Raw genomic sequence first — 26,902 nt, forward strand, 5'->3', positions numbered from 1 at the left:
AAGGACGCCCGGCGGACCGGTCGGATCGTGATCAGCGCACGGCGTACGCGTCGTTCACGGTCTGGATGACGGAGTTGCCGTTGGCGTCCGTCAGTTCGGTCCTCAGGGTGACCGGCTTGCCGGCCGCGCCCGCGTGGTTCACGGTCGCGGTCCACTTGCCGCCCTGCTGGGCTGTGGTGGCGGCGATCCAGGTCTCCCCGTTGTCGTAGGAGTACGAGACCTTCGCGGCGGTCAGCCTGCCGGGGGTGTAGCCCGCGTGACCGGTGACGCTCAGGCCGATCTTCTGACCGTTCTTCGCGGCCAGGGTCTTGAGGCCGTCGGCCGCCAGGTCGTAGCCCGGGAAGAGCAGCGGAAGGCCCTGGGAGTAGACGTTCTCGTCACGCTTCGAGCGGAACTTCCAGGTGGTCTCGGTGCTGGTGGAACGCTTCCACACCTCGGTGGGCTGTCCGAACCTGCTGGTCTGCATGGTGAGTTCGTACGCGGCGTCCTCCGCGGGGACGGTGAACACCCCGGAAGGCCAGCCGGTCTCGCCGATCACCTTGCCGCCGCTGCTCAGACGCATGTTGCCCATGTCGCCGAAGGAGCCCTGGAGACCCGCGTGCTCGCTGTCGCTCCAGAAGCCCGGGGCGACGCCGATCAGGTTGTCCTGGCGCTCACCGGCGAGCTGGAGCTTGCCGTTTGCGTCGCGCGGGGCGGCGGGGGCCGGGATGCCCCGGTACCAGTTCTCGGTACGCTTCGAGCCCGCCGAGTAGGTGCGCGGCTGGTCGACCATCATCTCGCCCCAGGGGAAGCTGGAGGAGAGGTAGCGCACCCACGCGGTGTCGCCCGCCGAGTAGTACTCGGTGCGGCTGCCGGGCACGGCCACGGAGTCGGTCACGGCCGAGAACGTCCCGCCGTACGGCCGCTCGATGATCATCGTGTCGACGTAGTCCGCCGCGACGCCCATCGCCTCATAGTTCGCGGTGACCTTGCCGAGCTTGTTGTCACGGACCTTGTAGGTGCGGTCCGAGGTGACCGGGCCGGTCTCGGGGAACGCGAGGTTGTAGACGAACGGGCTGACCGCGGTGGCCTTCCAGCGCAGTTCGACCGTGCCGTCGGCCAGGGCGGCCTTCAGCGCGTCGGCCTCGCTCGACTCGATGCCGAGCGCGGGCAGCGTCGAGGGCGCGTAGCCGATGGACGGCTGCCAGGGGCCCGCGGAGGGGCGGTGGGCGATGACGGCCACGGCGCCCGCGGCCTTGGCGTCGCGTGCCTGGGCGTAGACATTGTTGCTGTCGTCCCCGACCTCGACCAGGGCGATCTTTCCGGCGACGCCCGCCGCCTTCAGCTCGTCGGGGCTGCCCTTGCCGGCGTCGACGAGTGCGGCCCGGCCGGTGCCGTCGAGGTTGGCGGAACCGGTGCTCGCCGCCCTCGGGTGCAGTGCGGCGCCGCCGACGACCGACAGCTTCTCGATCTGCGGGGCGTACGCGCGCCAGAAGCTGGCGAACTCGAAGTCGCCGTCGCTCGCCCGGCCCTGGACATCGGCCAGGTAGTTCTTGATCGCGGAGCCGCCGGTGATGGAGCCCGAGTGCAGCCAGACATCGTCCCAGCTACGGCCGAACGCGAGCGTCGTGGAGCGGTTCTCGGACGCGCGGTCCGTGGTCTTCACCTGGATCCGGTGTGCCTTGCGGGCGTCCAGGACGAGGGTGGTGTCCTTGGTGACGTTCAGCTGGGGCCGCGCGAGGTAGGCGACGGACTCGTCCAGGCTGCCGGTGGCGTCCTTCGGGTCGGGCGAGGTGACGAAGCCGGAGACGAAGTACGCGCCGGGGCGCACCTGGTAGACCTGGTCGGTGGCGCCCTCGTTGAAGCGGCGCTCGCCGCTGGAGGTGTCGGTGCCGATCACGTCCAGCGAGGAGGAGCCGGCGGCGGGCTTGCCGGTACGGTCGACGAGCTTGACCCGCAGCGTGACGGTCTCGGCGCCGACGTACAGCGAGAACGGCGTGGAGACCTTGGCGCCGCCGGGGCCGGTGGCCAGGACGCGTCCGGTGACGTCGCCGTACTGGGCGGCCTTCAGCTTGGCCGTCGGGTCGATCTTCAGCGGAACCTTGACGGTGGCCCCGGCCGGAACGGTGACGGTGCCCTTGCCGAGCTCGGCGACGGCGGAGCGGACGGCCGAGCCGTCGTTACCGGTGACGCCCCGGACCTTCAGCGACAGCTTCACCGGCTTCGTGCCGGAGTTGGTGTACGGGACGTCGACCGTGGTGCGGTCGCTCCGGTCCTGCGGCCAGTTGAAGGTGCCGCCCTGGACGGCGGGGGCGCCGACGAGGGTGGTGTCGATGGCGGCCTTGACGTCGAGGCGGCCGCCGCCGGTCTCGCGTACGTCACCGGGGATGTCGCTCTTGGCGGACGAGACGAGCGCCGCCTTGATCTGCTGGGCGGTCCAGTGCGGGTGACGCTGCTTCACGATGGCCGCGGCGCCCGCGACGTGCGGGGTGGCCATCGAGGTGCCGGACATCGACTGGTACGCGTAGATGCCCCGGCCACCGGCGGCCGCGGCCGAGATGGCGACACCGGGGGCGGTGATCTCGGGCTTGAGGGTGTGCGATCCGATCACGGGTCCGCGGCTGGAGAACTGGGCCGTGGTGTCGTCGCGGTCGACGGCGCCGACGGTCAGCACGCTCGGGGCGCAGCCCGGCGAGGAGACGGTGTTGAACGTCGGGCCCTCGTTGCCGGCCGCGATCACGAACAAGGTGCCCTTGTTCTGGGCGAGTTCCTCGGCCGCGACGCTCATCGGGTCGGTGCAGTCGGTGGGTTCCGGGCTGCCGAGGCTCATGGAGACGACGTCGGCCTTCTGGTCGACGGCCCACTGCATGCCGGCGATGATCCAGGACTCGGCGCCGGAGCCGCTGTCGTTGAGGACCTTGCCCGCGAGCAGGTCGGCGCCGGGGGCGACGCCCTTCTTCTTGCCACCGCTGGCCGCGCCGGAGCCGCCGACGGTGGAGATGGTGTGGGTGCCGTGGCCCTGCCGGTCGTCGGTGGAGTCGGAGTCGGTGAAGTTCTCCGAGGCGGTGACCCGGCCCTTGAGGTCGGGGTGTTCGGCGTCGACACCGGTGTCGAGGACGGCGACCTTGGTGCCCTTGCCGTCGTATCCGGCGGCCCAGGCGAGGTCGGCGCCGATCTGCTTGGTCGACTTGTCGAGTGTGGCCTGAACCTTGCGGTCGAGCCAGAGCTTCTTCGGACCGGCGGCCGACCGGGAACGGGGCCGGGTGAGGTCCGCCCAGAAGTCGGCGGCCTTCGTCTTCTCGGCCTTGAGCGCGACACCGTCGATGGCGTCGAGCGCGACTCCGCGCGTGGCCCCGCGCGGAGTGGCGAAGGTGGAGCGGGACTGGCCCTTGCCGTAGACCGCGATCAGCGGCAGCGACGTGGTGTGCGCGTCGTCGTAGCCCTGACGGACGAGTCCGGTGACGTTGAAGAGCTCCTCGTCGACCGTGCCCGCGGCCAGCGCGGCGACGGCGGTGTCGGGGTAGACGTACAGGTCCTTGCCGGACTGCCTGGTCTGTACGAGGGGCACGGTCCCGTCCTCGCGGGGCAGCGCGGTGACCGAGGAGGCCCCCGAACTGTCCGTGCTCACCAGGACCTTGTCACCGGTGACCAGCGTCACGGTGACCGGCTCGGCCCGCTTCGCGTCGGCCGCGGCACTGCCGGTCAGTGGTCTCTTCCCTGTCGCGTCGTCCTGCGGCGCTGCCGCTGACGGTGCGATCGCGGTGACGGCCAGGACGGCGGCGGTGGCCGCTCCCAGTGCCGTGCGCGATATCGGACGCATCGCTCTCCCCAAGTGAATCCGGAACCAACCTGCGCAAACCGCAGTCTTCCGGAGGTTGTTGGTACTGCGGTGGCGCCACATTGGCAGAGCGACAGGGGATAAAGGGATGATGTACACGGCGGGTTTACGCCGTGGCCGCTTTCCGCCACGACCGGGCGCCCGACGACAGTGACAAGGTGCGGAAGCAATGCGTCCGGGAGGGGTCCGAGGATGCTGGGAGCCATAGGTCTCGACGAGATACAGGAGTCGGCGTACCGCGCGCTCGTGACGGTGGGGGCCGCGGAGGTCTCCGATCTCGCGCACCGCCTGAGCCTTCCCGAGCCGGACACCGAGCGGGCCCTTCGCAGGCTGGAGCAGCACGGTCTGGCGGCGCAGGCGTCGGCCCGCACCGGACGCTGGGTGGCGGCCCCGCCGGGCGTGGCGCTCGGGGCGCTGCTGACCCAGCAGCGCCATGAGCTGGAGCGGGCGGAGCTGGCGGCGGCGCTGCTCGCCGAGGAGTACCGTGCGGAGGCCGCCGAACCCGCCGTGCACGATCTGGTCGAGGTGGTCACGGGGGCGAGCGCGGTCTCGCACCGCTTCCACCAGTTGCAGCTCGGCGCGACGAGCGAGGTGTGTGCGCTGGTCACCGGGAAGCCGATCGCGGTCAGCGGCATGGAGAACCAGGCCGAGGAGCGGGCGGCCACGCGGGGCGTGTCGTACCGGGTGGTGGTCGAGAGGGAGCTGCTCTCGCTGCCGTTCGGGATCATGGAGCTCTCGGCGGCGCTGAGCCGGGACGAGCAGTGCCGGGTCATCGACCGGGTGCCGACCAAGCTGGTCGTCGCGGACGGCGCCCTGGCGATGGTCCCGCTGACCGGTCGCGGCGCCGAGCCCGCCGCCCTGGTGGTGCACGCCTCCGGGCTGCTGGAGTCGCTGATGGGACTCTTCGAGGCGGTGTGGCGCGAGGCCATGCCGCTCCGGCTGGGCGAGGTCGGCCGGCCGCAGGAGGAGGGCACCGGACCCGATCCGACGGATCTGGAGATCCTCTCGCTGCTGCTGGCCGGTCTGACGGACGCGAGCGTGGCGAAGCAGCTGGATCTGGGGTTGCGGACCGTGCAGCGCCGGGTGAAGGGCCTGATGGAGCTGACCGGCGTCTCGACCCGCCTCCAGCTGGGCTGGCACGCCTACGAACGGGGCTGGGTGTCCCGCACGCCGCGGGCCTGAGACGGCCTCCCGGCGCCCCGGGCCGTACCGGTACGGCCCGGACACGGCCCTGAGCTGCGCCGACGCCCTCCGTGCCCGCGAGCGCTGACGGGCGGGACCGGCCGGACTCCGGCAGGCTGGTGGGATGAGCGTGTGGCAACTGGTCGCCGTCGGCCTCGTCATGCTCCTCGGCCTGCTGGGGGTGCTGGTGCCGGGGGTGCCGGGGCAGGCGATCGTCTGGGCCGCCGTGCTGTGGTGGGCGCTGACCGACACGACACCGGTCGCCTGGGGCGTGCTCATGGGCGCGACGGCGCTGCTGCTGCTGAACCAGGCGCTGAAGCCGCTGCTGCCGCCGCGCCGCCCGCGCGAGACGGGGGCGCCGCGCAGGACGCTGATGCTGGGCGGGGTCGGCGCGATCGTGGGCTTCTTCGTGGTGCCGGTGGTCGGCGGGGCGATGGGGTACGTGGGGGCCGTCTACGGGGCCGAGCGGCTGCGGCTCGGCAGCCGCGGGGCGGGCTGGGCCTCGGTGCGCTCGGTGATGCGGGCGACCGGCTACGCGGTGCTCGTCGAGCTGTACGCGTGCCTCCTGGTGGCGGGGACCTGGCTGGGCGCGGTGCTCTGGGCCTGAAACGCCGGGCCGGGGTCCCCGCGGCGACGTTCGGGGCCCGGGGCCGCCGGACGGCCGGATCTCCAGGGCCGGGCACACCCCGTCGTCCCGTACACCGGACAGAACCCCGTCCAGATGGACAGAAACACATCGGATCTCTTCCGCTCCATTGACGCGACCGTGGCCCGCACCTACGTTCCCTCCTGGAGTAGCCGCTGAATAGCTCGGATGAATTGAAGCCTGCGTACGAGTTGCCAGGAGAAGCCTTGCCCACAGCACCGGACCCCTCCCGCACGCCCCGGACCGAAGCCTCGTCACCGTCCTCTTCCCTGCCGTCGCCCTCCCGGCGAACGGTTCTCGCCACCGGCACCGCACTCGGCGGCGCCCTCGTGGCCGGTACCCCCGCCCCGGCGCGCGCGGCCACCCCGGCCGCCCCGGGACCCACCGCCCCGGCACCGACCACCGTGCACTCCCCCGGCGACAGCTGGCGCACCGTCCTCGACGACGCCGACCTGCTCTGGCAGAAGCTGCCGAAGACCTGGTACGAGGGCCCGTACCTGGGCAACGGCCGCCTCGGCTCCGGCATCTACGCGGAGCCCGGCGCCACCACCCGGGCCATCCGCTTCAACGTCCAGCACTCCGAGGTCCAGGACCACCGCCCCGAATTCGGCTCGCTCTTCGGCCTCGCCCGCCTCCCCATCGGCCACTTCACTCTCGAACCGGTCGGCGCCATCACGGGCGTCGAATGGTGGATGCGGCTGCACACCGCCCAGCTCGAAGGCACCGTCACCACCACAGCGGGCACCCTGGAGCTCCGTGCCTTCGTCCACTCCACCAGCGATCTGCTCACCGTCGAAGTCACCCCCACCGAGGGCGAACGGGGCTTTCGCTGGGTCTTCCACCCGGCCGAGGCGATCAGCCCGAGAGCCGCCTTCAAGCCCCTGCCGGACGGCTACACCGGCAACCCTCCCGCGGTGACCGAGCGGCACGGCGACACCACCGCCGCCGTCCAGCCGCTGCTCGCGGGCGGCCGGCACGTCACCGCCTGGCGCGAACGCACCAGGGGCCCCCGCCGCACCCTGTACGTCACGGTCGCGCACTCCCACCCCTCGGCGAAGGCCCTGGACCGCGCGCTGCGCACCGTGCGCACCGCCTCCGCGCTCCCCTACGGTCCGCTCGCCGCGCCCCACCGCGCCTGGTGGGACCGGTTCTACCGCAAGAGCTTCCTGTCCCTGCCCGATGCCCGGCTCCAGCGCTTCTACTGGATCCAGCTCTACAAGACCGCGTCGGCGGCCCGCAAGGACGCCCCGGTGATGGCCACCTCCGGCCCCTGGCTGGAGCCCACCCCCTGGCCCAACACCTGGTGGAACCTCAACGTCCAGCTGGAGTACTGGCTGATCCACGGCTCCAACCACCTCGAACTCGACGCCGTCACCCGCGCCCTGAGCGAATTCCGGGACCAGCTCTCGCGCGAGGTCGCCGCCCCCTACCGGGCCGATTCCGCGGGCATCCCCCGCACCACCGATCCCCGGCTGGTCAACGGCGCCTCGGTGTCCGAAGGCGGCTACGGGGTCGGCATCCCCGGCCAGGACCCGCCCACCCCCGAGGTCGGCAACCTGACCTGGGCGCTGCACAACGTGTGGCTCTCCTACCGGCACACCATGGACGAGTCGATCCTGCGCGACACGCTGTTCCCGCTGCTGCGCAAGGCGGTCAACTACTACCTGCACTTCCTGACGCCCGGCGCGGACGGCCGGCTGCACCTCCCGGCGACGTTCTCCCCGGAGTACGGCGTCAACGCCCCCGACTGCAACTACGACCTGATGCTGTTGCGTTGGGGCTGCCGCACACTGCTGGAATCGGCCGCGCGGCTCGGCGTCCGGGACCCGCTGACGGCTCGCTGGCAGGAGGTCCTGGCCCGGCTCGCGCCGTACCCGGTCGACGCCAACGGGTTCATGATCGGCGCCGGGGTGCCCTTCGCGCAGTCGCACCGCCACTACTCGCACTTGCTCGCGGTGTACCCGCTGTACGAGCTGACGGGAGCGACGGACGACGAACGCGCCCTGATCGAGAAGTCGCTGGCCCACTGGGTCGGCTTCGAGGGCGCCCTTCAGGGCTACACCTTCACCGGCGCCGCGTCGATGTCCGCGCTGCTCGGCAAGGGCGAGGACGCGCTGAAGTACCTCGGGCAGCTGATGAGCCGCTTCATCCAGGCGAACACCATGTACAAGGAGTCCGGTCCGGTCATCGAGACCCCGCTCTCGGCGGCCCAGTCCCTGCACGACATGGTCTGCCAGTCCTGGGGCGGCACGATCAGGGTCTTCCCCGCCCTGCCCACCGCCTGGCGGGACCTGACCGTGCACGACTTCCGGACCCAGGGCGCGTTCCTGCTCAGCGCGGTGCGCGAGGAGGGCCGGACCCGCTGGGTGCGGCTGACCAGCGAGGCCGGGGCGCCCTGCGCCGTACGCCATGGCATCGACGGCCCGGTGGAGGTCCGGGACCGGCACGGACGGCCGCTGGAGCACGAGGAGCGAGCCGACGGCACGGTCCGCGTCCGCCTCCGCAAGGGCGAGTCGGCGCTGATCACGGCGCGGGGCGACCGCCCGGACCTGACCGTCCGCCCGGTGGCACCGAACGCACCCGCGCCGCGCTGGGGCCTGCCGGCCTGAGCCCCGTCACAACAGCTCCAGGTGGCGCACCCCGTACGAACGCCAGGGCCGCCACCGGTCCGCGCTTGGCCGCCCGGCCGGATCCACGTCCGGGTCACCGAGCGCACGCATCCTGATGACCGCCGCGGCTGCCGGGCCGATCCCCGGCAGCCGCAGCAGCGCCCGCGCGGCCTCGTCGCGGTCGGCCCCGGCGTCGAGCCGTACCTCGCCGTCGGCCAGCGCCGCGGCCAGCGCCCGCAGCTCCGGAGCCTCCGCCGCACCGGCCAGCGCCCCCGGCTCGGGGAACACATGCGTCAGCCCTCCGCACGGCACGTCCAGAACCTTCCCGTACGCCTCCACCAGCCGCTCCGCCGCGTCCCGGCCCACCAGCGTCCGCACGGCGAACTCCTCCGGGTCCGCGGCACCCGGCGAACGCAGTCCGGGGCGCGCGGCGACGCCCGGCGCGAGGAGCGGGTCGGCGCCGAGCAGCTCGTCGACGGCGTACGGATCGGCGTCCAGGTCGAAGAGGCGCCGCAGCCGCTGGACGGCGGTCGTGAGGTCCCGCAGATCCGTGAGGTGGATCCGGGCGTCCAGCCAGGCCCCGGCGGACCGCTCGTCGACCGCGACGATGCCCGTACCGTACGGAAGCCGCAGGGTGCGCCGGTAGGTACGCGCGCCCGCCGCACCGCTGACCTCCTCGATCCGGGCGACCGCCTCACCGGCCAGGAGATCGAAGACCTCACGGGCCGCGTACGGGCCCCGGTGGGCGAGCCGCAGCGGGATCCCGGCGGCCCGCGCCTCCCGGACGGGCGTGCCCAGTCCCGTCCCGGCCTCGGCCCGCAGCGCACTCGGCGTACGGGCGTAGATCCGCCGGATCGTGTCGTTGAACTGGCGCACACTGGCGAAGCCCGACGCGAAGGCGATCTCCGTCACGGGCAGCCCGGTCGTCTGGAGCAGCACCCGGGCGGTGTGGGCCCGCTGGGCACGGGCGAGCGCGACCGGGCCCGCGCCCAGCTCGGCGTTGAGCTGCCGCTGTACCTGGCGCGCGCTGTAGCCCAGCCGCTGGGCCAGACCGGGCACGCCTTCCCGGTCGACCACACCGTCGCCGATCATCCGCACGGCGCGGCCCACCACATCGGCCCGGACGTTCCAGTCCGCCGAGCCGGGCACCGCGTCCGGGCGGCAGCGTCGGCAGGCCCGGAAGCCGTGCCCCTGCGCGGCGGCCGCGGTGGGGTAGAAGCGGACGTTCTTCCGCTGGGGCGTGACGGCGGGGCAGCTCGGCCGGCAGTAGATCCCGGTCGTCTCGACGGCGAAGAAGAACTCCCCGTCGAAACGGGCGTCGCGGCTGCTCACCGCCTCGTACCTGGTCCGTTCGTCCATCACACCGTCCAGTGTGCGGCACCCACCGGCACCGCACTGGCGGATTTCGGACGCGGACCCCCGGCCGACGGCCCCGCCAGCCCCCCGGCCGGGGAGCCACCGGCTACCGCACCCGGCCCCGCTTCGCCTCCATGGCGGCGCGGCCCTCGGCGCCCTTGCGCTTCCAGTCGCGCAGCATCTCCGACCGCACCCGGGCGTCGGTCTTGGCGACGATGCGCCGGTTCTCGCGCATCAGCTTGCGGAAGCTGTCGAGGCGCCGCTCGTGCAGCGAACCGTCCTCGATCGCGGCGAGCACCGCGCAGCCGGGCTCCGTCTCATGGGCGCAGTCGTGGAACCGGCACTGCCCGGCCAGCTCCTCGATCTCGGAGAAGACCTGGCCGACGCCGGTCTCCGCGTCCCAGAGCCCCACCCCGCGCAGCCCGGGGGTGTCGATCAGCACGCCCCCGGAGGGCAGGACCAGCAGATTGCGGGTGGTGGTGGTGTGCCGGCCCTTGCCGTCGACGTCCCGGGCGGCCCGCACCTCCATCACGTCGCGGCCGAGCAGGGTGTTGGCGAGGGTCGACTTGCCCGCACCGGACGCCCCGAGCAGCACGCTCGTACCGCCGGACACGACGGCGGAGAAGATGTCGACGCCCTCCCCGGTGGCGGAGCTGACGGCCAGCACCTGCACACCGGGCGCAACGCCCTCGATGTCCCGTACCAGGTAGGACAGCGTCGCGGCGTCCGGTACGAGATCGGACTTGGTCAGCACCACGATCGGCTCGGCGGCGCCGTCGCCGCCCTGCCCGCCGTCCCGCAGCAGCGCGTCGCCGCTGGAGCTGGACATGGCGAGCGCCAGGAACCGCTCCACCCGCCCCAGGTCGAACTCCACCGCGAGGGAGAGGCAGATGACGATGTGGTCGACGTTGGTGGCGAGCACCTGTCCCTCGGAGCGCTGCGAGGACGTCGAGCGGACGAAGGCGGTACGCCGCGGCAGCAGCGTCCTGACGAACTGCGGGTCGCCGTCGGGGTCGACCGCGACCCAGTCGCCCGTGCAGACGATCCGCATCGGATCGCGCGGGACGACGAAGGCGGTGTCGGCCCGGAGCGTGCCGCGCGGGGTGACGACGTCGCACTGCCCGCGGTCCACCCGCACCACCCGTCCGGGCAACAGGCCCTGCTCGGCGTACGGTGCGAACGCGGCCTCCCATCCCTCGTCCCAGCCGTACGGGGACAGGGGATGCGACGCGGAGGAGCCCTGAAGAGAAGAAGCGGAGAACGAAGAAGACGGGAAAGACAAGGGAAACCCTTCAAAGGGGTGGCCCCGGCAACGCGCACACGGGCGCGAGGAGTTACGGAGTAGGTCAGCCGGCGACCACGGGGGTGGGAACGATGCTCTTCGGGTTATGGGCAGCGCCCATCGCAGTGACAGCCATCACGATCCTCACCTCCTGGTTCAAGCACGGGACCGACGGCGGGGGTTGATCCCCGCGGTCCGGAACAGTGGACACGATAGCCCGCACGGGCCGGCGCGCTCAACGCATTTTCATCGGGGCCACCGGACACCGCCCCTCACCTACCCCGTCCGAAGCCGCTCCCGGACGCGTTCACCAGAGATATCCCGGTATCTCCCTCGATCAGGTGATACGTATGCGCAACGACCGGTTCAGGGCCGTTATGGTGCCGAGCATGACCTCTCCCCAGACCGCTTCCGGCACGTTCACCCAAGCCCAGTTGGGCACGATCACCCTGATCGGATGGAGCGGCGAACACCCCGCCGACGGCCAGGACGTCGCCTTCCTCCTCGCCTACTCGCTGGGGGACGGCTCGGACGGCCCCGCGGCCGGTGAGGCCGCCATGCGCGTGGCCCTGGAACGCGCGGGCCTGCCGGTCGGCACCGCTCCGGTGTACGCCTCCGAGAACCCGGGCCTCCCGGTGAAGCTGCTCGTCCAGGCGGGCCAGGCGGTCCTGACGCTGCCCCACTTCACCGCGCAGTACCCGGCGCCGCCCGAGTGGCTGGCCGCGGCCGGAGCCAGGAGCGAGGTGCACGCGATGTTCGCCACCCGCCCGTGGCCGCAGGGAACGCCCGGCCGGCCGGTGAGCGAGGAGCTGTTGCGGTCCTTCGCGGCCGACCCGGAGGTCATCACCACCGCCGCCCACTGCGTCCTGCCGGTCCGCAGCCTGGGCTGAGCCGCCCAGGTACGCCGGATGCCCACCGCCCCCCGTGGCGCGGTGGGCATCCTCATACGTGGAGCCCTGGGGCGCGAAGGCCCCGGGTCGTGCTGTGCGGTGCGGGCCGCCCGGGGCGGAACCCCGGACGGCCCGCACCTCAACGACGTCAGTCGTTGGCGATGCCGTTGCCCGAGAGCACCGGGATGTCGTCCACGAGGTGCGACAGCGGCTCGTCGCCCTTGGCCTGGGTGGAGTTGTCGGCGCACTGCTGGTTCTGCGGCGAGGACAGCACGTCGACGTCCTGGACCGCGACCGGCACCAGCAGGCCGACCAGCGAACCGACGTTGGCCTTGAGGGGCAGGCCGACGCAGGCCTTGTTCAGGGTGCCCTGGACAAGCTGGACCTGCGGGCTGCCGTCGCCCCGGGTCACGCTGTTGCCGAACGCGTCCACGGCGCCGTTGCCGTTGACCGACGTGGTGCCCCCGTCGTTGCCGATCGCCATGGCCGCGGGGGCCGCTGCGGCGGACAGGCCGACCAGGGACACGGCCACTGCTGCGCCGGCCATCATCTTCTTCATCACGCTTCACCTTTCGGAGCGTCCCGTTCTGGAACGTACTGATCAACCCGCTACGGAAGCGTCGGTTCCGCACTACCACTCAAACGGGTTCGATCCGGCATGAGTTCGATCGCTCCCGATCACCCTTCGACAGCCTCGCCGGAGGTGCGGGCCGCGGGAACCCTGCCTGCCGCGCACGGCCGTTCGGCCGGGGCGGGCGGCGCGGGCTCCGGACTGCCGTGGGCCGCCCGCCACTCGGCGAGCAGCCGGTCGTAGATGGGTGTGCCGTCCTGTGCGTGCCGCTGTCGGTCGCGGGGGCGTTGACTGTCGTACTGGTCCATGCAAGGCCCCTACCCGGTGCGGCGTACGACGTCCGCAGGCACTACGGCAACCGGCCCAGTCCGCCCGCCCCTTCGAGCGCCGCGGTACCCCCGGACACACGAGTGGGGCCGGCCCATCCGGGCGGCCGAAGAACGGCTGCCGTGTGGATGTGCCGGCCCCACGGGCGTTGCGGGTACCGCGTGCAGGCGGGTGCGAAGCTGCCCGCGGCACGCTCCCGTGCCGGTCAGGACAACCGGCGAGGAGCGCCCGGAGCGGTGTGGCGTCAGTTGTTGGCGACGCCGTTGCCCGACAGGACCGGGATGCTGTCCAGGATGTGCGACAGCGGCTCGTCGCCCTTGGCCTGGGTGGAGTTCTCGGTGCACTGCTGGTTCTGCGGCGAGGACAGCACGTTCAGGTCCTGGACCGAGACCGGGATGGCCCCGAGCAGCGAACCGACGTTGGCCTTGGCCGGCAGCGCGATGCAGGGCTTGTTGAGCGAGCCCTGGATGAGGGCGAACTGCGGGCTCATGTTGCCGTGGGTGGAGGAGTTGCCGTACGACTGGATGGCGTCGTTGCCGTTGACCGACGTCGTGCCACCGTCGTTGCCGACGGCCATGGCCTGCGGGGCGATCGCGGCGGAGACGCCGACGATCGAAGCAGCGACGGCTGCCGAGGCCATAATCTTCTTGATCATGAAATAGCCCTTCTGGGGTTCTCTATTGCCCGCCTGTCCGGAGCGTCCTGATCAACTCACGACAACGGGGATGGTTGTGCCGGTTCACTCGAACGGTGCTTTTACGTTCAGTTGTTCGCTGAATTCATCGCACCGGAGGAATGCGAAAGCCCGGGAAATCAGCGGGGAACCGCCGTGACGCGATGGGTCAGCGGCCGAGCGGCAGGCCGCCGATGAGCGGGGCCGCGCCCTTGACCGCACCGGTGGCCTGGTCGGCCAGCTTGGTGACGGTGCCGTTCTTCTGCACCGACTTCGCCGCTCCGTCGACCGTGCCGACGACCGGGTCGACGGCCCGCGGGGCGCTCTCCACCACCTGGTTGAGGCCCCCGTTGAGGCTGAAGTTGGGGGCCGTGGCGTTGGTGACGGCGAAGGCGGGAGCAGCCGTTCCGAGAGCAACCACGGAACCGGCAACGAATGCGGCAGTCTTCGCGTACTTCACTTTCGGGTTCCCTTCTGCAGCGGCATCTGTTTCGGTCGCGTACCCGCGCCGCACGAGCCTTCTTTAGCCGTGCCTTCTGCCGCTTCCGCCCTGGGTAACGATGCGGTTGCGACAGGGCAACTGGACGGGGCCGGTTTTTCTGCGCGACCACCCGATCGAATGCCGGGGGAAACGGGGAAGGCCCCGGAACGCGTCGAAATGCGTTCCGGGGCCTTCCCGTCACGGGCCCTGGGCCCGTCCGACCGGAGGTCAGACGTTGGCGCAGGTGTTGCCGAAGGCCGGGTTGAGCAGGCCGATCACGTTGACGGTGTTGCCACACAGGTTGATCGGAATGTGGATCGGGACCTGGATGACGTTGCCGGACAGGACGCCCGGGGAGTTGGCGGCGACGCCCTCGGCACCGGAGTCGGCGAACGCGGGCGCGGCGGCACCCATCGCCATCAGGGTTCCGGCGGCAATGGCGGCAACCTTGGTGTACTTCACTTTGTTCCCTTTCTTCGGCGGAGTGCGAAGCGGCCACGTCTTTCGTGCCGCACGAGTGCGGTCATGACACCCGTAACTCCGCCACAGTAATTCGTAACGATTTAAGACCGTAGGTGAAACTCTTCCAGCTGAAGATCTTCAAAAGATCGCCCGAATGATGCAGCATCGATCACTCGACGTCACCGGAGAGGTTCTCCGACAATGCGATGTACCTATGTCGGGATACGGCAGCAACAGGCCCGAACCGCGCGGAGGAGGAACGCCGGCGGTCCGGGCCTGTCGTTACAGCTGGATCGGCTGCGGATCAGCTGTTGCCGGCACCGTTGCCGGAGAGCACCGGGATGTCGTCCAGGATGTGCGACAGCGGCTCGTCGCCCTTGGCCTGGGTGGAGTTCTCGGTGCACTGCTGGTTCTGCGGCGAGGACAGCACGTTGATGTCCTGGACCGCGACCGGGATCAGGCCGATGAGCGAGCCGACGTTGGCCTTGGCCGGCAGGCCGATGCACGGCTTGTTCAGGCTGCCCTGGACCAGACCGAACTGCGGGCTGCCGTCACCACGGGTCTCGGCGTTGCCGAACGACTGAGAGGCTCCGTTGCCGTTGACCGAGGTCGTACCGCCGTCGTCGCCGATGGCCATGGCCTGCGTCGCGCCCAGACCGAGGATGGAGGCGGCAACGGCACCCGTCGCCAGAACCTTCTTGATCACGATTAACCCTTCTCGTACTGGATGCCCCGTACCGGAGCGCCCTGCCCAACTCATGACCGGGCGTTTGGTTCTCTCCATTCACCCGAATGCCGAAAATGCGCGAACGGCAGTACGAAACGGCACGTCGGACGCGGGCCGGGGGCATCGGGCCGTCCGGCCGGATACGCCTCCCGGCGGCCCCTTTTCCACCGGCGCAATCGAACGCCCATACCTGCTGCGATATGGACCGGGCGATCTGTTCACATACTCCATTCGAGTGATCACAAAATTTCCACGACCCGATGAGTTTCCTGAACAAATCCTCCTCGTTATGGGTGTCACAAGCGTGCAGTTCGGGCGCTTGACCGGCAGAAGCAGGACTCATCACATGAAGAACGCGTCCTGGTGGTCTCTGCGATTTCCGTAACCGCCGCTTGCCGCGTCATGCACGGGCACCGCCGGGGTGGCCCCCCGGCGGCCTCCGAACCGGCCTGATGAACGAACTGCGAGCTCCTGCTCGCACGGACTGTCCTAAGAAGGGGCAATCAATGCGAAAAGCCTTGAGTAAGAGCGTGCTGGTGATGGCGGCGGCGTCAGGGATCCTGACCGCCGCCGGTGGCTACGCGTTCGCGGATGCCTCCGCCGACGGCGCGGCCGTCGGATCGCCCGGCGTCGGCTCGGGCAACACCGTCCAGGTGCCGGTGCACGTACCGGTCAATGTGTGCGGCAACACCGTCGACGTGATCGGCCTGCTGAACCCCGCGTTCGGCAACAAGTGCGCGAACGTGGGCGGCCAGGGCGACGGCGGCGGCCAGGGCGCGAGCGCCGAGGGCGTCGCGGCGGGCTCCCCCGGCGTGCTCTCCGGCAACCTCATCCAGGTTCCGGTGGACGTGCCGGTCAACGCGTGCGGCAACACCGTCGACGTCGTCGGTCTGCTGAACCCGGCGTTCGGGAACGAGTGCGGCAACGCGTCCGGTGGCCACGAGACCCCGCCGCCGCCGGTGCACCCGCCGCACAAGCCGCCGGTCCACCCCCCGCACAAGCCGCCGGTGCACCCGCCGCACAAGCCGCCGGTGCACCCGCCGCACAAGCCGCCGACGACCCACAAGCCGCCGACGCACCACCACACGCCCGACTGCCCTCCCCCGCACCACAAGCCGCCCACCCACCACACGCCGCCCGTCCACCACACGCCGCCGAACCACCCCACGCCGGCCACGCACCACCATCACCACCACCACAAGCCGCAGCTGGCACACACCGGTGCCGACGCCAACCTGGGTGTGGCCGGTGGGGCCGCCGCGGCCATGGTGCTCGGTGGAGCCCTGCTGGTCCGCCGTACCCGCGCCTCCAAGAGCTGATCGGCTCCGCCGACAGCTAGCGCAGCACGGCACACAGCGGTCCGTCGTCACGGCCTCGGCCATGACGACGGACCGCTGTCCGCTGATCCGGGCCGGTTCAGACCCGGGTGAGCCCCGCGCGGTCCAGGCAGGCCGCGATCTCCGCGGTCTCGGCCGCGTCCAGGGCGCGCATCGGCGCGCTCATCGTGTTCGTCGCGATGATCCCGCGCAGCATGAGCGCCGTCTTGAAGGCGCCGAGGCCCGCGGCGGTGGCGGACGCCGTGCCGGGCCGGGCCGCCCCGACGATGTCGAAGAGCGCCACCAGGCGGTCCTGTTCGGCCCTGGCGGCGGCCCAGTCGCCCCGCACCGCCGCCTCGTGGAGGCGCACGTATCCGTGCGGGTCCACATTGCCGAGCCCGGGGACCGAGCCGTCGGCACCGCCGAGCATCATCGCGTCGACCACCAGTTCGTGCCCGGTGAGTACGGAGAACTCCGGGAGTTCCCGGGCCCCGATGGCCAGTCGGCGGAACGCGCCGTCGTCGCCGCTGGAGTCCTTCACCCCGGCCAGTACGCCGTCCGCGGCGAGCGGCAGCAGAAGTTCCGGGTCGAGTTTGCTGTGTACGCAGACCGGGACGTCGTACGCCAGGACCGGCAGGTCCAGCGCGGCGGCGATGTCGCGGAAGTGGCGGTCGATCTCGGTGGGGTGCGTGCGGGTGTAGAAGGGGGCGGTGACGACGACGGCGTCGGCGCCGAGCCGTTCCGCGGCACGGGCCCGCTCGATCGCCCGGCCGGTGGTGGTCTCGATCGCGCCGACGAGTACCGGGACCCGGCCGGCGGTGGCGGCCGTGATGACCTTGATGACCTCGTCCTGCCGGGCGGGCGTCAGATAGGCGGTCTCGCCCGAGCTGCCGAGGGCGAACAGGCCGCTGACTCCGCCGTCGAGCAGATGGCCCACGACCCGCTCCAGGGAGGCGTGGTCGATCGCGCCGTCCGCCGTGAGCGGGGTGACGACGGGCGGGATCACTCCGGTGTGGCGGGGGGTGCGGGCGGTCATGCGGTGCTCCTTGCGGACGGTACGGGAGAGGCGGGGCTCTGGGGGTGGACGCAGTGCCGGCGGTGCCCGTCCGGACCGGTTTCCGGGGCGGGGAAGACCGTGGCGCAGGCGTCGTCGGCCTTCCAGCAGCGGGTACGGAACGGGCAGCCGGACGGCGGGTTGGTGGCCGAGGGGACGGGCCCGGTGAGCACGATGCGTTCGGTGGTCTCCAGCAGGGACGGGGTCGCGGAGAGCAGCGCCTCGGTGTACGGGTGCGCGGGGGCGCCCGCCACCTCGGCCGCCCGCCCCTCCTCGACGATCCGGCCGAGGTAGAGGACGGCGAGGCGGTCGGCGAGGTAGCGCACCGTCTGGATGTCGTGCGAGATGAACACCATGCCGAGGCCCAGGCGTTCCCGCAGGTCGACCAGGAGGTTGAGGACCTGGGCGCGGACCGAGACGTCGAGGGCGGAGGTCGGTTCGTCGGCGACGATCAGTTCCGGTTCCAGGGCCAGGGCGCGGGCGATGGCGACGCGCTGGCGCTGGCCGCCGGAGAGCCGGCCGGGGAGCGCGGCGAGGGTGTGTCCGGGCAGTCCGACCAGGTCGAGGAGTTCCTCGACCCGTGCCTCACGCGCCTCGCGGGTGCCGCGCCTGTGCACGTCGAGCGGGTCGCGGAGGATCTGCCGGACGGTGAGCCGGGGGTTGAGCGCGGTGGAGGGGTCCTGGAAGACGACGCCGACCGCGGAGCCGAAGTCGTCACGGCGCTGCGCCGCGGACATCGACCAGAGGTCGCGGCCGTGGAACTCGACCCGGCCTTCGGTGGGCTTCTGGAGGCCGGTCAGCACCCGGGCCAGGGTGGACTTGCCGCAGCCGGACTCGCCGACCAGGCCGACGATCTCGCCGCGCGCGACCTCCAGGGTGGCATCGGTCAGGGCGTGCACGGCGTCCCGGCGGAAGACGCCGCCGCTGCGTGCCCTGTGGCGTACGTGGACGCCGTCGAGCCTGATCACCGGGGGCTCCCTTCGAGTTGTGCGGCCTTCGCGGGGTGGTGGCAGGCGAAGCCGTGGTCGTCGGCGGTGTCGCGTGCGGTGAGTCCGGGTGCGGTGGTGCGGCACAGGTCGGTGGCCGCGTCGCAGCGGGAGGCGAAGCGGCAGCCCGCGCCGAAGCCCTGCGGGGCGGGGACGATGCCGCGGATCTGGTACAGCCGGTCGGCGCCGGCCTCCAGGGAGACGACCGAGCCGAGCAGGCCGCGGCTGTAGTGGTGGGTGGGGCCGGTGAGTACGGAGCGGGTGGCGCCGATCTCGGCGAGGCGGCCGGCGTACATCACGGCGACCCGGTGCGAGAGGTCGCCGACGAGGGCGAGGTCGTGCGAGACGAGGACCATGGCGAAGCCGAGTTCGTCGCGCAGCTTCACGAGGAGTTCCACGACCTGGGCCTGGACGGTGACGTCGAGGGCGGTCGTGGGTTCGTCGGCGATGAGCAGGCGGGGGTCCCGGGAGAGAGCCATGGCGATCAGGACGCGCTGGCGCTGGCCGCCGGAGAGCTCGTGGGGGTAGCTGCGCAGGGTGCGTTCGGGGGCGAGGCCGACGAGTTCCAGCAGTTCGGCCGGGGTCTTCGTGCCGCCGCGGGAGGTGAGTTGCTTCAGCTGGGTGCCGACGAGGACGGAGGGGTTGAGGGAGGAGAGCGCGTCCTGGTAGACCATCGCGATCTCCGGGCCCATCAGGGCACGGCGTTCCTTCGGCGGGAGCTCCAGCAGGTTGCGGCCGCGGTACAGGATCTCGCCTGCGACCTCGGCGTTGCGGGCGAGCAGGCCCATGACGGCGAGGCTGGTGATGGACTTGCCGCAGCCGGACTCGCCGACCAGGCCGAGGGTCTCGCCCTCGTGGACGGTGAAGCGCAGCGAGTCGACCACGGGGATCGGGCCGTAGCGGTCGGGGAACCGGATCGACAGGTCCCGTACGACGAGCAGTTCGGCGGCGTCGGCGCGTACCGGGGTGATGGCCGGTGCGGTGGCGTGGACGCGTTCGGCGAGCCTCGCGAGGGCGGCGTCGACGTCGACGGTGGAGGTGGCCTCGACCGGGTCGGGGGTGGTGGTGGCCGTGGTGGGGTCGGCGGCGGGCCTGGCGCTCCTGGGTGCGGCGGAGGCGTCGGTGAGTCCCTCGGAGAGGATGTTGAGGGCGAGGACGGTGATCAGCAGGGCGAGGCCGGGGAAGAAGGTGGCCCACCAGCCGCCGGCGAGGAGGATCTGCCGGCCGTAGGCGAGGACGCTGCCCCAGCTGGGGTCGGGGTCCTGCACTCCGGCGCCGATGAAGGACAGTCCGGCCTCGAAGATGATCGCCTCGGCGACCATGACGGTGGCGAACACCATGACCGGGGCCATGCAGTTGACGGCGACGTGGCGGAGCACGATGTAGCCGCGCCGGGCGCCGATGACCTTCTCGGCGGCGACGTAGTCCTCACCGTACTGGGACAGCACGTTGGCACGGACCACGCGGGCCAGTGACGGGGTGTAGACGAAGGCGATGGTGAAGATGATCACCGGGAGGCTGGTGCCGAAGACCGCGACGAGGACGGCGGCCAGTGCGATCGGCGGGAACGACATCACGATGTCGAGGGTCCGCATCACGGTCTCGTCGACGAGCCTGCGCGAGGTGGCGGCGATCGAGCCGAGCAGTGCTCCGGCGACCAGGGCGAGCGCGGTGGCGCCGAGGCCGATGACCAGCGAGTAGCGCGAGCCGTGCACGACCCGGGCGAAGACGTCGCGGCCGGCCCGGTCGGTGCCGAACCAGTGGGCGCCGCCGGGGGCCTGGACCGGGGTGCCGGTGGTCAGCGGGTCCTGGGTGAACAGCGGGGCGAGTACGGCGCCGAGCACGACGACGGTCAGGACGCCGAGGGCGATGCGGGAGGTGACCGGGAGGGCGCGGAACGCGATGCCCGGTCGGGACAGTCTGTTGGCCAGACGGCCGGTGGCGAACATGTCACACCGTCCTGATGCGCGGGTTGACCAGCAGATGGAGCAGGTCGACGATGACGTTGACCACCAGGAACGCGATGGCGATGGTCAGTACGGTGCCCTGGACCAGGGCGACGTCGCCGCCGGTGACACCTTCGAGGATGAGCTTGCCCATGCCGGGCAGGTCGAAGATCGCTTCGATGACGACCGCGCCGCTGAGCATGTAGCCGACCTTGATGCCGAGCACGGTCAGCGGGGTGACGAGTGCGTTGCGGAGCACAGAGCGGATCACCAGCAGCGGCGGGAGTCCGTTGCCTCGGGCGGTGCGTACGTAGTCGCGGTCGAGTTCGGCGACCATCGAGGTCCGTACGAGCCGGGCGAGGGAGGCGGAGACCGGGAGCGCGAGCGAGATCGCGGGCAGGGTCATGGTGGTGAGCCAGCCGCTGAAGGAGTCGGCCGGGTTGGTGTAGCCGCCGGTCGGGAAGATCCGGGTGTTCAGCGCGAACTGCTGGATGAGCAGCACACCGAGCCAGAAGGACGGGATGGCGACCCCGGCCATGGAGAGCACCCGGAACAGCTGGTCGGGCCAGCGGTCCCGGTGCATCGCGCCGATCACTCCGGCCAGGACGGCCGGCACGATGGCGAGGAGCAGTCCGAGCAGGGTCAGCTGGAGGGTGAGCGGGAAGGCGGCGGTGATCCGGTCGACCACGGGCCGACTCGGCGGGACGGTCGTCCCGAGGTCGAAGTGGAGCAGTTGGCCGAGGAAGTGGAAGTACCGGACCGGGAGCGGGTCGTCGAGGCCGTTGGCCTCGGCGAAGGCCGCTCGGGCCTCGGGGGTGGCGCTCTCCCCGAGCGCGTTGAAGGCCGGGTCGGCCGGCGAGAACTGGAGCACCACGAAGACGAGCAGCGCGATGCCGAGGATCATCACCGGCATCATCGCGACGCGGCGCAGCGCGAGCCGGAGAAAAGCAACCATCGTCGGGTTCCTTGCGGTTGGGCGGGGTGGTGGCCGGGACACCGGGGCGGGGTGCCGGGCCGGGCAGTCGGCCGCCCGTGACATGTGACCGGCGCACCGCCCGGGGCGCGGCGTTCGGTGACATGTCACAGGTGGCCGGTGCGCTCGGATCAGGCGCGGCCGACGTCCAGGAAGGAGAGGCCGGTGGTGGGCAGCGGCTCGAAGCCGGGCAGTGCCTTCTCGTTCCAGGCCGTGGGCAGCTTGCGGTGGAGGATCGGGTAGAGCACGGCCTCGTCGGCGACCAGGTCGGTGACCTCGCCCCACAGCTTCTTGCGCTCGGTCTCGTCGGCGGCGCGGGCGGCCTTGTCGAGGGTCTGCCTGACCTTCTTGTACGCCGCGGAGCCGCCCCAGCCGTAGCGGTTCTCGGGCCAGAAGCCGTAGTAGAACCAGCGCAGCAGGAGGTCGGCGTCGTTGCCGAAGACGGACGGGTCGCCGGGGGCGACCAGCACCTCGAAGGCGCCCTTGTCGACCTTGGCGTACTGGGCCGGGGACTGGGCGATGTCCAGGGTGACCGCGACGCCGGCGGCTTCCCAGCTCTCCTTGAGCAGCGGGGCGATGTCCTTGACCCAGCCGGTGTCGGTGGTGAGGACGGTGAAGGAGAGCTTCTCGACGCCCGCGTCGGCGAGGAGTCGCCTGGCCTTCGCCACGTCGTACGTGTAGACGGTGGCGGCCTTGTGGTAGTCGGGGTGGGTGGCGGGGACGTATCCGGTGGCGGCCGCGGCGTTGCCGACCATGGCGGTGGAGATGATCTTCTCGGTGTCCAGGGCGTGGTGCAGCGCCTGGCGTACGCGCTTGTCGGCGAACCGCTTGTCGGCGGTGTTGAACATCAGGAAGAGCAGTCCGAAGGACTGGACGGATTCGGTCTTCGAGGAGCCCGCGAGGCGCTTGACGTCGATGTAGGGGACGTCCTCGATGGCCTGGACCCGGCCGGACTCCATGGCGCTGACGCGTGCCGACTGGTCGGACATCAGCCGCCAGATCATCTTCTTGGCCTTGGCCGGGTGCGGGCCGTTGTACGTGTCGTACGCCTCGAAGACGATCTTGTCCTCGCGGGTCGCCTCGACGAAGCGGTACGGGCCCGAGCCGACCGGCTTGGCGTCGAACGCCTTGGGGTCCGGTTCGACGATCTTCCTCGGGACGATCCGGGCGACGGCGATGCGGGACGGGAAGAGCGCGAAGGGGTACTTCAGCTTGAACTCGACGGTGCCGGTGCCGATGGCCTTCACGGAGTCGATGAAGGGGACGAACTGCGCCATGAGGGAGGCGTTCTCGGGGTCCAGGATGCGTTCGAAGCTGAACACCACGTCGTCGGCGGTGACCGGGGACCCGTCGTGGAAGGTCGCGCCCGTGCGGAGCGTGGCCCGGTAGGTGGTGGCGTTGATCTTCTTCGGCATCTCGGTGGCCAGTGCGGGACGGGCCACGAGGGTTGCCGGATCGAGATCCACGAGGCCCTCGAAGATGTGCATATTGGCGGCGTAGGGAGTCGCGCCCGAGGTGATCATCGGGTCGAAGCCGGTCGACAGGGGGTACGAGAGACCGGCCTCGATCAGGCCGCTGCCGCTGCCCTGGTCCGCCGTGCCGTCGGCGGTCGAGGACGGGCCGCCGCAGGCGGAGAGGCTTGCCGTGAGGGCGGCTGCCGCGCCGATGGCGCCGGTGATGCGCAGGAAGGTGCGGCGCTCGACACCGGATGGTCTCAGCTCGGGCACGGGTCCTCCAGGGACGTCGAAGGTGGAACGCGGGGGCGGTGAACAGGCGGGAACACGTGGGGGGTGGCACGCGGGATCACGGGTGATCGAGGGCCTGAGCATCAGACGTCAGATGTCTGATGCCTTGATAGCGTGGGAACGTAGCTGGACAATCGAGAGGGGTCAAGAGGTGGGGAGTTCACCCATGTCCGGTGCGAAGCCCGGCCGGCAGCTGCTCCGGCAGGAAGTCGTCGAGGGCATCAAGCGCTACATCCTCGAAGAACGGCTCCGCCCCGGGGACCCGCTGCCCACCGAGCCGGCCCTGTGCGAGGCGCTCGGCGCCAGCCGCTCCAGCGTCCGCGAGGCGGTCAAGATCCTCGACGCGCTGGACATCGTGGAGGTGCGCCACGGCCACGGCACGTACGTGGGCCGGCTGAGCCTGTCGGCCCTGGTGGAGAGCCTGACCTTCCGTGGACTGCTCTCCCCCGACGACGACTTCCAGGTGATGGCCGACCTCGTCGACGTACGCGAGCTCTTCGAGCGCGGCATGGCCGACCGGATCGTCTCGCTGCTCAGCAGGGAGCAGCTCGACGCACTGGACGGCCTGGTCACCACGATGCGCAGGACCGGCGCCCAGGACGGGAACGGCTTCGTGGAGGCGGACCGGGCGTTCCACGCGCTGCTGGTGGCGCCGCTCGGCAATGAGCTGATCGGCCAGCTCTCGATGGCCTTCTGGGACGTGTACTCGATCGTCGCGCCGCATCTCGACGGGTTCACGCACGCCGACGAGATGGAGACGATCGCCGCCCACCAGAACATCGTGGACGCGGCACGGGCCGGGGACATCACCGGCTTCATGAAGGCGCTGGGCGAGCACTACGCCCCGGTCAGGCGCCGGATCTCCGAGGCCCGCGCCCGCGACGGCGCCCGGAGCTGACGCCGCCGCCCGCCCCTGGGGGGAGAGGGAGCCGGGCCCCGCCGGAACGGAACCCGGACCGACGGGGCCCTTGACTGCCGCCGCGAGCGCTGCCTAGGGTCCGTGTGCCGCCAGGACATCTGACGTCTTCTGTCTCGATGCCCGGTCCTCACACCCCGGTTCACCCCAGGAGGGCACCTCCATGCCGTTGACGGACCTCTCGCTCGCGGACTGCCGTGCGTACCGGCCCGGACTGCCGGTCCCGGACGGCTTCGACGCCTTCTGGTCGAGCACCCTGAGCGAGGCGCCCGCCGGGGGCCCGGTGCCCGAGCCGGTGTTCGCACCCGTGGACACCGGACTCACCCAGATCCGTACGTACGATGTGACGGTGCCCGGCTTCGCCGGACGGCCGGTCCGCGGCTGGCTGCACCTGCCCGCCGGGGCCGACCGACCCCTCGGCTGCGTGGTCGAGTTCCTCGGCTACGGGCGGGGGCGGGGCCTCGCGCACGAGAATCCGCTCTGGGCGACCGCCGGTCACGCGCACCTGGTCATGGACACCCGCGGCCAGGGCTGGTCGGCGGCGGGCGGTTCCACCGCCGATACGGATCCCGGCGCGGCCGGTACCGTGCCCGGCTTCCTCACCCGGGGCATCGAGAGCCCGGAAACGTACTACTACCGGCGGGTGTTCACCGACGCCGTGCGCTGCGTCGAGGCGATGCGCGCGCATCCGGCGGTCGATCCGGACCGGATCGTGGTGACCGGGGTCAGCCAGGGCGGCGGCATCGCTCTGGCCGTGTCGGGGCTGGTGCCGGGGCTGGCGGGCGTGCTGCCGGACGTGCCGTTCCTCTGCAACTTTCGCCGGGGCGCGGAGATTTCGGGCCGGCCGCCGTACACCGAGATCGCCGAGTACCTGAAGCTCCACCGCGACCGCGCCGAAACGGTCTTCCGCACCCTGTCGTACTTCGATGCCGCGCTGCTCGCCACCCGGGCGACCGCTCCCGCGCTGTTCTCGATCGCGATGATGGACGAGATCTGCCCGCCCTCCACCTGCTTCACCGCGTACCACCACTACGCGGGCCCCAAGGACGTACGCGTCTACGAGTTCAACGGGCACGAGGGCGGTGCGGCGTATCACCAGCGGGAGCAACTGGCCTGGGTGCGTTCCCTGTTCGCGGGCCCGCCGTCGGGGCGGGCCGGCCGCTTCTGACCGGAGGCGCCTTCCGCGCGCGGACGATCCCTCCTCCTCGCCGCCGCGGGCAGCGGCCCGCTCCTGGACCACGACACCCCCGTGTACCACCGCCTCGCCGTGAAGATGTCCAAGGACCTGCGGGGCTTCGACACCGACAGCCGGGGCTGCTCGCCGCGCGTCCCGCAGCGGCTCGTGCGGGCCCGCGGCCCCGCGCCCGCCCCGGCCCGCCCTTCCGAGAAGCACCACCCCTTCCGAGAAGAGAGATCGTCCATGCAGCGAAAAGTCTCCGTCGCCCTGCTCGGCGCCGCCCTCCTGGTGGTGAACGCGACCGGCACCGCGCACGCCGCCGCCCCCGCCCCCGCCCCCGCCCCCGCCCCCGGGCAGTTGAGCTCGCAGGACCTGACGGTCGACGGGGTGGGCTCGCCCCACTACCGCATCCCGGCACTCACCACCACGGTCAAGGGCACCGTACTCGCGGCCTACGACGCCCGCCCGACCCTCGGCGACCTGCCGAGCAACATCTCCGTCGTGCTGCGCCGCAGCACCGACAAAGGTGTGACATGGCAGCCGCAGCAGGTGGTCCGCAAGGACGCCGCGCCCAAGGGCTACGGCGATCCGAGCCTGCTCGTGGACCGCACCACCGGCCGGATCTTCCTCTTCTACGCGGCCTCGGTGAACCAGGGCTTCCTCGGCTCGGGCACCGGCAACGACGAGAGCGACCCGGACATCGTGCAGGCCGACTACAGCTACTCCGACGACGACGGGGTGACCTGGACCCACCGCCGGATCACCCGGCAGATCAAGAACCCCGCCTGGGCGGGCATGTTCGCCGCCTCCGGCGAGGGCATCCAGCTGCGCCGGGGCCCGTACGCGGGACGGCTGATCCAGCAGTACGCCGTCCGCGTCGACGGCGCCAACTACGCGGCAAGCGCCTACAGCGACGACCACGGCGAGACCTGGAAGATGGGCAACCCGGTCGGTCCCGGCGGCGACGAGAACAAAACGGTGGAGCTGTCGGACGGCCGGGTGATGCTCAACAACCGCTCCGCGCCGTACCGGACGGTCGCGTACTCCTCCGACGGCGGGGTCACCTACACCCCGTTCACCCGCGACACCCGGCTCACCGACCCGGCCAACAACGCCTCGGTGATGCGGTACGCGCCCGACGCCGCGCCCTCCGACCCGCAGTCGTCGTGGCTGTTGTTCAGCAACACGGAGGACGCCTCGGCACGGCGCAACCTCACGGTGAAGATGTCCTGCGACAACGGGAGGACCTGGCCGATCCGCAAGGTCGTCGACCCCGGCTCCGCGGCCTACTCCACGCTCACCCGGCTGCCGGACGGCCGCCTCGGACTGCTCTACGAGCGGGCCGACTACCAGCACATCACCTACGCGTCCTTCGACCTGAAGTGGCTCGGCGGCACCTGTGCCGACATCACCGTCACCCCGCCCGCGGCACTCGCCGCCGGGACGGCCGCGGAGGTGACGGTGCGGGTGGTCAACCGGATGGACGTCCGCCGCGACCGGGGCACGGTGGACCTCACGGTGCCCGCCGGATGGACGACGAGCCGGGTGGCGGTCCCCGCGCTCGCCCCGGGCCAGGGGGCCGATGTGAAGGTCCCCGTGACGGTCGCGGCGGGCGCCTCGGGCAGTGCCACGCTGACCGCCACGTACCGGGCGAACGACAAGCAGGCGTCCGGCTCCACGACGGTGACCGTGACTCCGTAGCGGCCCCGGCCCCCGGGAGGCCGCGTGTTCCCCGTCCCGCGCCGGACCCGGTGGGACGATGGGGG

General features: G+C 71.4%; 22 protein-coding genes. 8 read left to right on the plus strand and 14 right to left on the minus strand.

The window, feature by feature from the left end; genetic code table 11:
- Positions 1–31: 31 nt before the first annotated feature.
- Positions 32–3,799: a S8 family serine peptidase gene (locus ACFVFH_RS34370; RefSeq protein WP_383776455.1), complete on the minus strand. Its 3,768-nt coding sequence runs from the start codon at positions 3,797–3,799 to the stop codon at positions 32–34.
- A 210-nt stretch (positions 3,800–4,009) separates the two neighbouring features.
- Between ACFVFH_RS34370 and ACFVFH_RS34375 the strand changes: the two genes are divergently transcribed.
- From ACFVFH_RS34375 to ACFVFH_RS34385, 3 genes are all read left to right on the plus strand, one after another.
- Complete coding sequence (locus ACFVFH_RS34375; RefSeq protein ID WP_383776458.1) at positions 4,010–4,999, plus strand: helix-turn-helix domain-containing protein; 990 nt, start codon at positions 4,010–4,012, stop codon at positions 4,997–4,999.
- Positions 5,000–5,123: 124 nt separating this feature from the next.
- Positions 5,124–5,606 carry a DUF456 domain-containing protein gene (locus ACFVFH_RS34380; protein ID WP_383776461.1) on the plus strand — a complete coding sequence of 161 codons (483 nt, stop codon included), beginning with the start codon at positions 5,124–5,126 and terminating at the stop codon, positions 5,604–5,606.
- Between the two features lie 308 nt (positions 5,607–5,914).
- Positions 5,915–8,254: a glycoside hydrolase family 95-like protein gene (locus ACFVFH_RS34385; RefSeq protein WP_383776555.1), complete on the plus strand. Its 2,340-nt coding sequence runs from the start codon at positions 5,915–5,917 to the stop codon at positions 8,252–8,254.
- Positions 8,255–8,260: 6 nt separating this feature from the next.
- Here ACFVFH_RS34385 and ACFVFH_RS34390 read toward each other — a convergent pair whose 3' ends face one another.
- Entirely contained in the window at positions 8,261–9,613 is a 1,353-nt protein-coding gene (locus ACFVFH_RS34390; RefSeq protein ID WP_383776557.1) for a DNA-3-methyladenine glycosylase 2 family protein, read from the minus strand.
- Positions 9,614–9,716: 103 nt separating this feature from the next.
- On the minus strand, positions 9,717–10,892 hold the full coding sequence (gene rsgA / locus ACFVFH_RS34395) for a ribosome small subunit-dependent GTPase A (RefSeq protein ID WP_383776464.1): 1,176 nt from the start codon (positions 10,890–10,892) through the stop codon (positions 9,717–9,719).
- A gap of 389 nt (positions 10,893–11,281) precedes the next feature.
- Here rsgA and ACFVFH_RS34400 point away from each other — a divergent pair, with 389 nt between their 5' ends.
- Entirely contained in the window at positions 11,282–11,782 is a 501-nt protein-coding gene (locus ACFVFH_RS34400; RefSeq protein ID WP_383776467.1) for a DUF5949 family protein, read from the plus strand.
- A gap of 148 nt (positions 11,783–11,930) precedes the next feature.
- Here ACFVFH_RS34400 and ACFVFH_RS34405 read toward each other — a convergent pair whose 3' ends face one another.
- From ACFVFH_RS34405 to ACFVFH_RS34430, 6 genes are all read right to left on the minus strand, one after another.
- Entirely contained in the window at positions 11,931–12,341 is a 411-nt protein-coding gene (locus ACFVFH_RS34405; protein WP_383776469.1) for a rodlin, read from the minus strand.
- Positions 12,342–12,460: 119 nt separating this feature from the next.
- A complete protein-coding gene (locus tag ACFVFH_RS34410; RefSeq protein WP_383776472.1) occupies positions 12,461–12,661 on the minus strand; it encodes a hypothetical protein in 201 nt (66 codons plus the stop codon).
- A gap of 263 nt (positions 12,662–12,924) precedes the next feature.
- Entirely contained in the window at positions 12,925–13,335 is a 411-nt protein-coding gene (locus ACFVFH_RS34415) for a rodlin (protein ID WP_383776475.1), read from the minus strand.
- A 187-nt stretch (positions 13,336–13,522) separates the two neighbouring features.
- Positions 13,523–13,813 carry a hypothetical protein gene (locus ACFVFH_RS34420; protein WP_383776476.1) on the minus strand — a complete coding sequence of 97 codons (291 nt, stop codon included), beginning with the start codon at positions 13,811–13,813 and terminating at the stop codon, positions 13,523–13,525.
- Positions 13,814–14,062: 249 nt separating this feature from the next.
- Complete coding sequence (locus tag ACFVFH_RS34425) at positions 14,063–14,296, minus strand: chaplin (RefSeq protein ID WP_383776478.1); 234 nt, start codon at positions 14,294–14,296, stop codon at positions 14,063–14,065.
- 304 nt (positions 14,297–14,600) lie between these two features.
- A complete protein-coding gene (locus ACFVFH_RS34430) occupies positions 14,601–15,002 on the minus strand; it encodes a rodlin (protein ID WP_383776480.1) in 402 nt (133 codons plus the stop codon).
- 527 nt (positions 15,003–15,529) lie between these two features.
- Between ACFVFH_RS34430 and ACFVFH_RS34435 the strand changes: the two genes are divergently transcribed.
- Positions 15,530–16,342, plus strand: a complete 813-nt coding sequence (locus ACFVFH_RS34435) for a chaplin (RefSeq protein ID WP_383776482.1) — start codon at positions 15,530–15,532, stop codon at positions 16,340–16,342.
- Positions 16,343–16,439: 97 nt separating this feature from the next.
- On the opposite strand, the gene ACFVFH_RS34440 is transcribed toward ACFVFH_RS34435, so the two are convergent.
- The 5 genes from ACFVFH_RS34440 to ACFVFH_RS34460 form a co-directional block, all read right to left on the minus strand.
- Positions 16,440–17,375 (minus strand): dihydrodipicolinate synthase family protein, encoded by a 936-nt coding sequence (locus tag ACFVFH_RS34440; RefSeq protein WP_383776484.1) that lies wholly within the window; start codon positions 17,373–17,375, stop codon positions 16,440–16,442.
- Positions 17,372–18,361 carry an oligopeptide/dipeptide ABC transporter ATP-binding protein gene (locus ACFVFH_RS34445; protein ID WP_383776487.1) on the minus strand — a complete coding sequence of 330 codons (990 nt, stop codon included), beginning with the start codon at positions 18,359–18,361 and terminating at the stop codon, positions 17,372–17,374. The genes ACFVFH_RS34440 and ACFVFH_RS34445 overlap by 4 nt, the downstream gene beginning before the upstream one ends.
- Complete coding sequence (locus ACFVFH_RS34450) at positions 18,358–20,328, minus strand: dipeptide/oligopeptide/nickel ABC transporter permease/ATP-binding protein (RefSeq protein ID WP_383776489.1); 1,971 nt, start codon at positions 20,326–20,328, stop codon at positions 18,358–18,360. Before ACFVFH_RS34450 ends, ACFVFH_RS34445 begins: the two co-directional genes overlap by 4 nt.
- A 1-nt stretch (position 20,329) precedes the next feature.
- Entirely contained in the window at positions 20,330–21,280 is a 951-nt protein-coding gene (locus tag ACFVFH_RS34455; protein ID WP_383776492.1) for an ABC transporter permease, read from the minus strand.
- A 149-nt stretch (positions 21,281–21,429) separates the two neighbouring features.
- A complete protein-coding gene (locus ACFVFH_RS34460) occupies positions 21,430–23,025 on the minus strand; it encodes an ABC transporter substrate-binding protein (RefSeq protein ID WP_383776494.1) in 1,596 nt (531 codons plus the stop codon).
- A gap of 184 nt (positions 23,026–23,209) precedes the next feature.
- On the opposite strand from ACFVFH_RS34460, the gene ACFVFH_RS34465 reads away from it, so the two are divergent.
- The 3 genes from ACFVFH_RS34465 to ACFVFH_RS34475 all read left to right on the plus strand — a co-directional run bounded on the left by ACFVFH_RS34465 (position 23,210) and on the right by ACFVFH_RS34475 (position 26,837).
- Entirely contained in the window at positions 23,210–23,941 is a 732-nt protein-coding gene (locus ACFVFH_RS34465; RefSeq protein WP_383776497.1) for a FadR/GntR family transcriptional regulator, read from the plus strand.
- Positions 23,942–24,122: 181 nt separating this feature from the next.
- Complete coding sequence (locus ACFVFH_RS34470) at positions 24,123–25,127, plus strand: acetylxylan esterase (protein WP_383776500.1); 1,005 nt, start codon at positions 24,123–24,125, stop codon at positions 25,125–25,127.
- 252 nt (positions 25,128–25,379) lie between these two features.
- A complete protein-coding gene (locus ACFVFH_RS34475) occupies positions 25,380–26,837 on the plus strand; it encodes an exo-alpha-sialidase (RefSeq protein ID WP_383776560.1) in 1,458 nt (485 codons plus the stop codon).
- Positions 26,838–26,902 lie beyond the last annotated feature (65 nt).

Origin of the sequence: Streptomyces sp. NPDC057697 (assembly GCF_042799335.1) — a bacterium.
Lineage (GTDB): Bacteria > Actinomycetota > Actinomycetes > Streptomycetales > Streptomycetaceae > Streptomyces.

Coding starts and splice junctions, on each gene's coding strand:
- ACFVFH_RS34390 (WP_383776557.1), bottom strand. CDS start 9,613: ATGGACGAACGGACCAGGTACGAGGCGGTGAGCAGCCGCGACGCCCGT.
- ACFVFH_RS34405 (WP_383776469.1), bottom strand. CDS start 12,341: ATGAAGAAGATGATGGCCGGCGCAGCAGTGGCCGTGTCCCTGGTCGGC.
- ACFVFH_RS34470 (WP_383776500.1), top strand. CDS start 24,123: ATGCCGTTGACGGACCTCTCGCTCGCGGACTGCCGTGCGTACCGGCCC.
- ACFVFH_RS34415 (WP_383776475.1), bottom strand. CDS start 13,335: ATGATCAAGAAGATTATGGCCTCGGCAGCCGTCGCTGCTTCGATCGTC.
- ACFVFH_RS34435 (WP_383776482.1), top strand. CDS start 15,530: ATGCGAAAAGCCTTGAGTAAGAGCGTGCTGGTGATGGCGGCGGCGTCA.
- ACFVFH_RS34370 (WP_383776455.1), bottom strand. CDS start 3,799: ATGCGTCCGATATCGCGCACGGCACTGGGAGCGGCCACCGCCGCCGTC.
- ACFVFH_RS34375 (WP_383776458.1), top strand. CDS start 4,010: ATGCTGGGAGCCATAGGTCTCGACGAGATACAGGAGTCGGCGTACCGC.
- ACFVFH_RS34455 (WP_383776492.1), bottom strand. CDS start 21,280: ATGGTTGCTTTTCTCCGGCTCGCGCTGCGCCGCGTCGCGATGATGCCG.
- ACFVFH_RS34450 (WP_383776489.1), bottom strand. CDS start 20,328: ATGTTCGCCACCGGCCGTCTGGCCAACAGACTGTCCCGACCGGGCATC.
- ACFVFH_RS34410 (WP_383776472.1), bottom strand. CDS start 12,661: ATGGACCAGTACGACAGTCAACGCCCCCGCGACCGACAGCGGCACGCA.
- ACFVFH_RS34465 (WP_383776497.1), top strand. CDS start 23,210: ATGTCCGGTGCGAAGCCCGGCCGGCAGCTGCTCCGGCAGGAAGTCGTC.
- ACFVFH_RS34440 (WP_383776484.1), bottom strand. CDS start 17,375: ATGACCGCCCGCACCCCCCGCCACACCGGAGTGATCCCGCCCGTCGTC.
- ACFVFH_RS34380 (WP_383776461.1), top strand. CDS start 5,124: ATGAGCGTGTGGCAACTGGTCGCCGTCGGCCTCGTCATGCTCCTCGGC.
- ACFVFH_RS34475 (WP_383776560.1), top strand. CDS start 25,380: ATGCAGCGAAAAGTCTCCGTCGCCCTGCTCGGCGCCGCCCTCCTGGTG.
- ACFVFH_RS34400 (WP_383776467.1), top strand. CDS start 11,282: ATGACCTCTCCCCAGACCGCTTCCGGCACGTTCACCCAAGCCCAGTTG.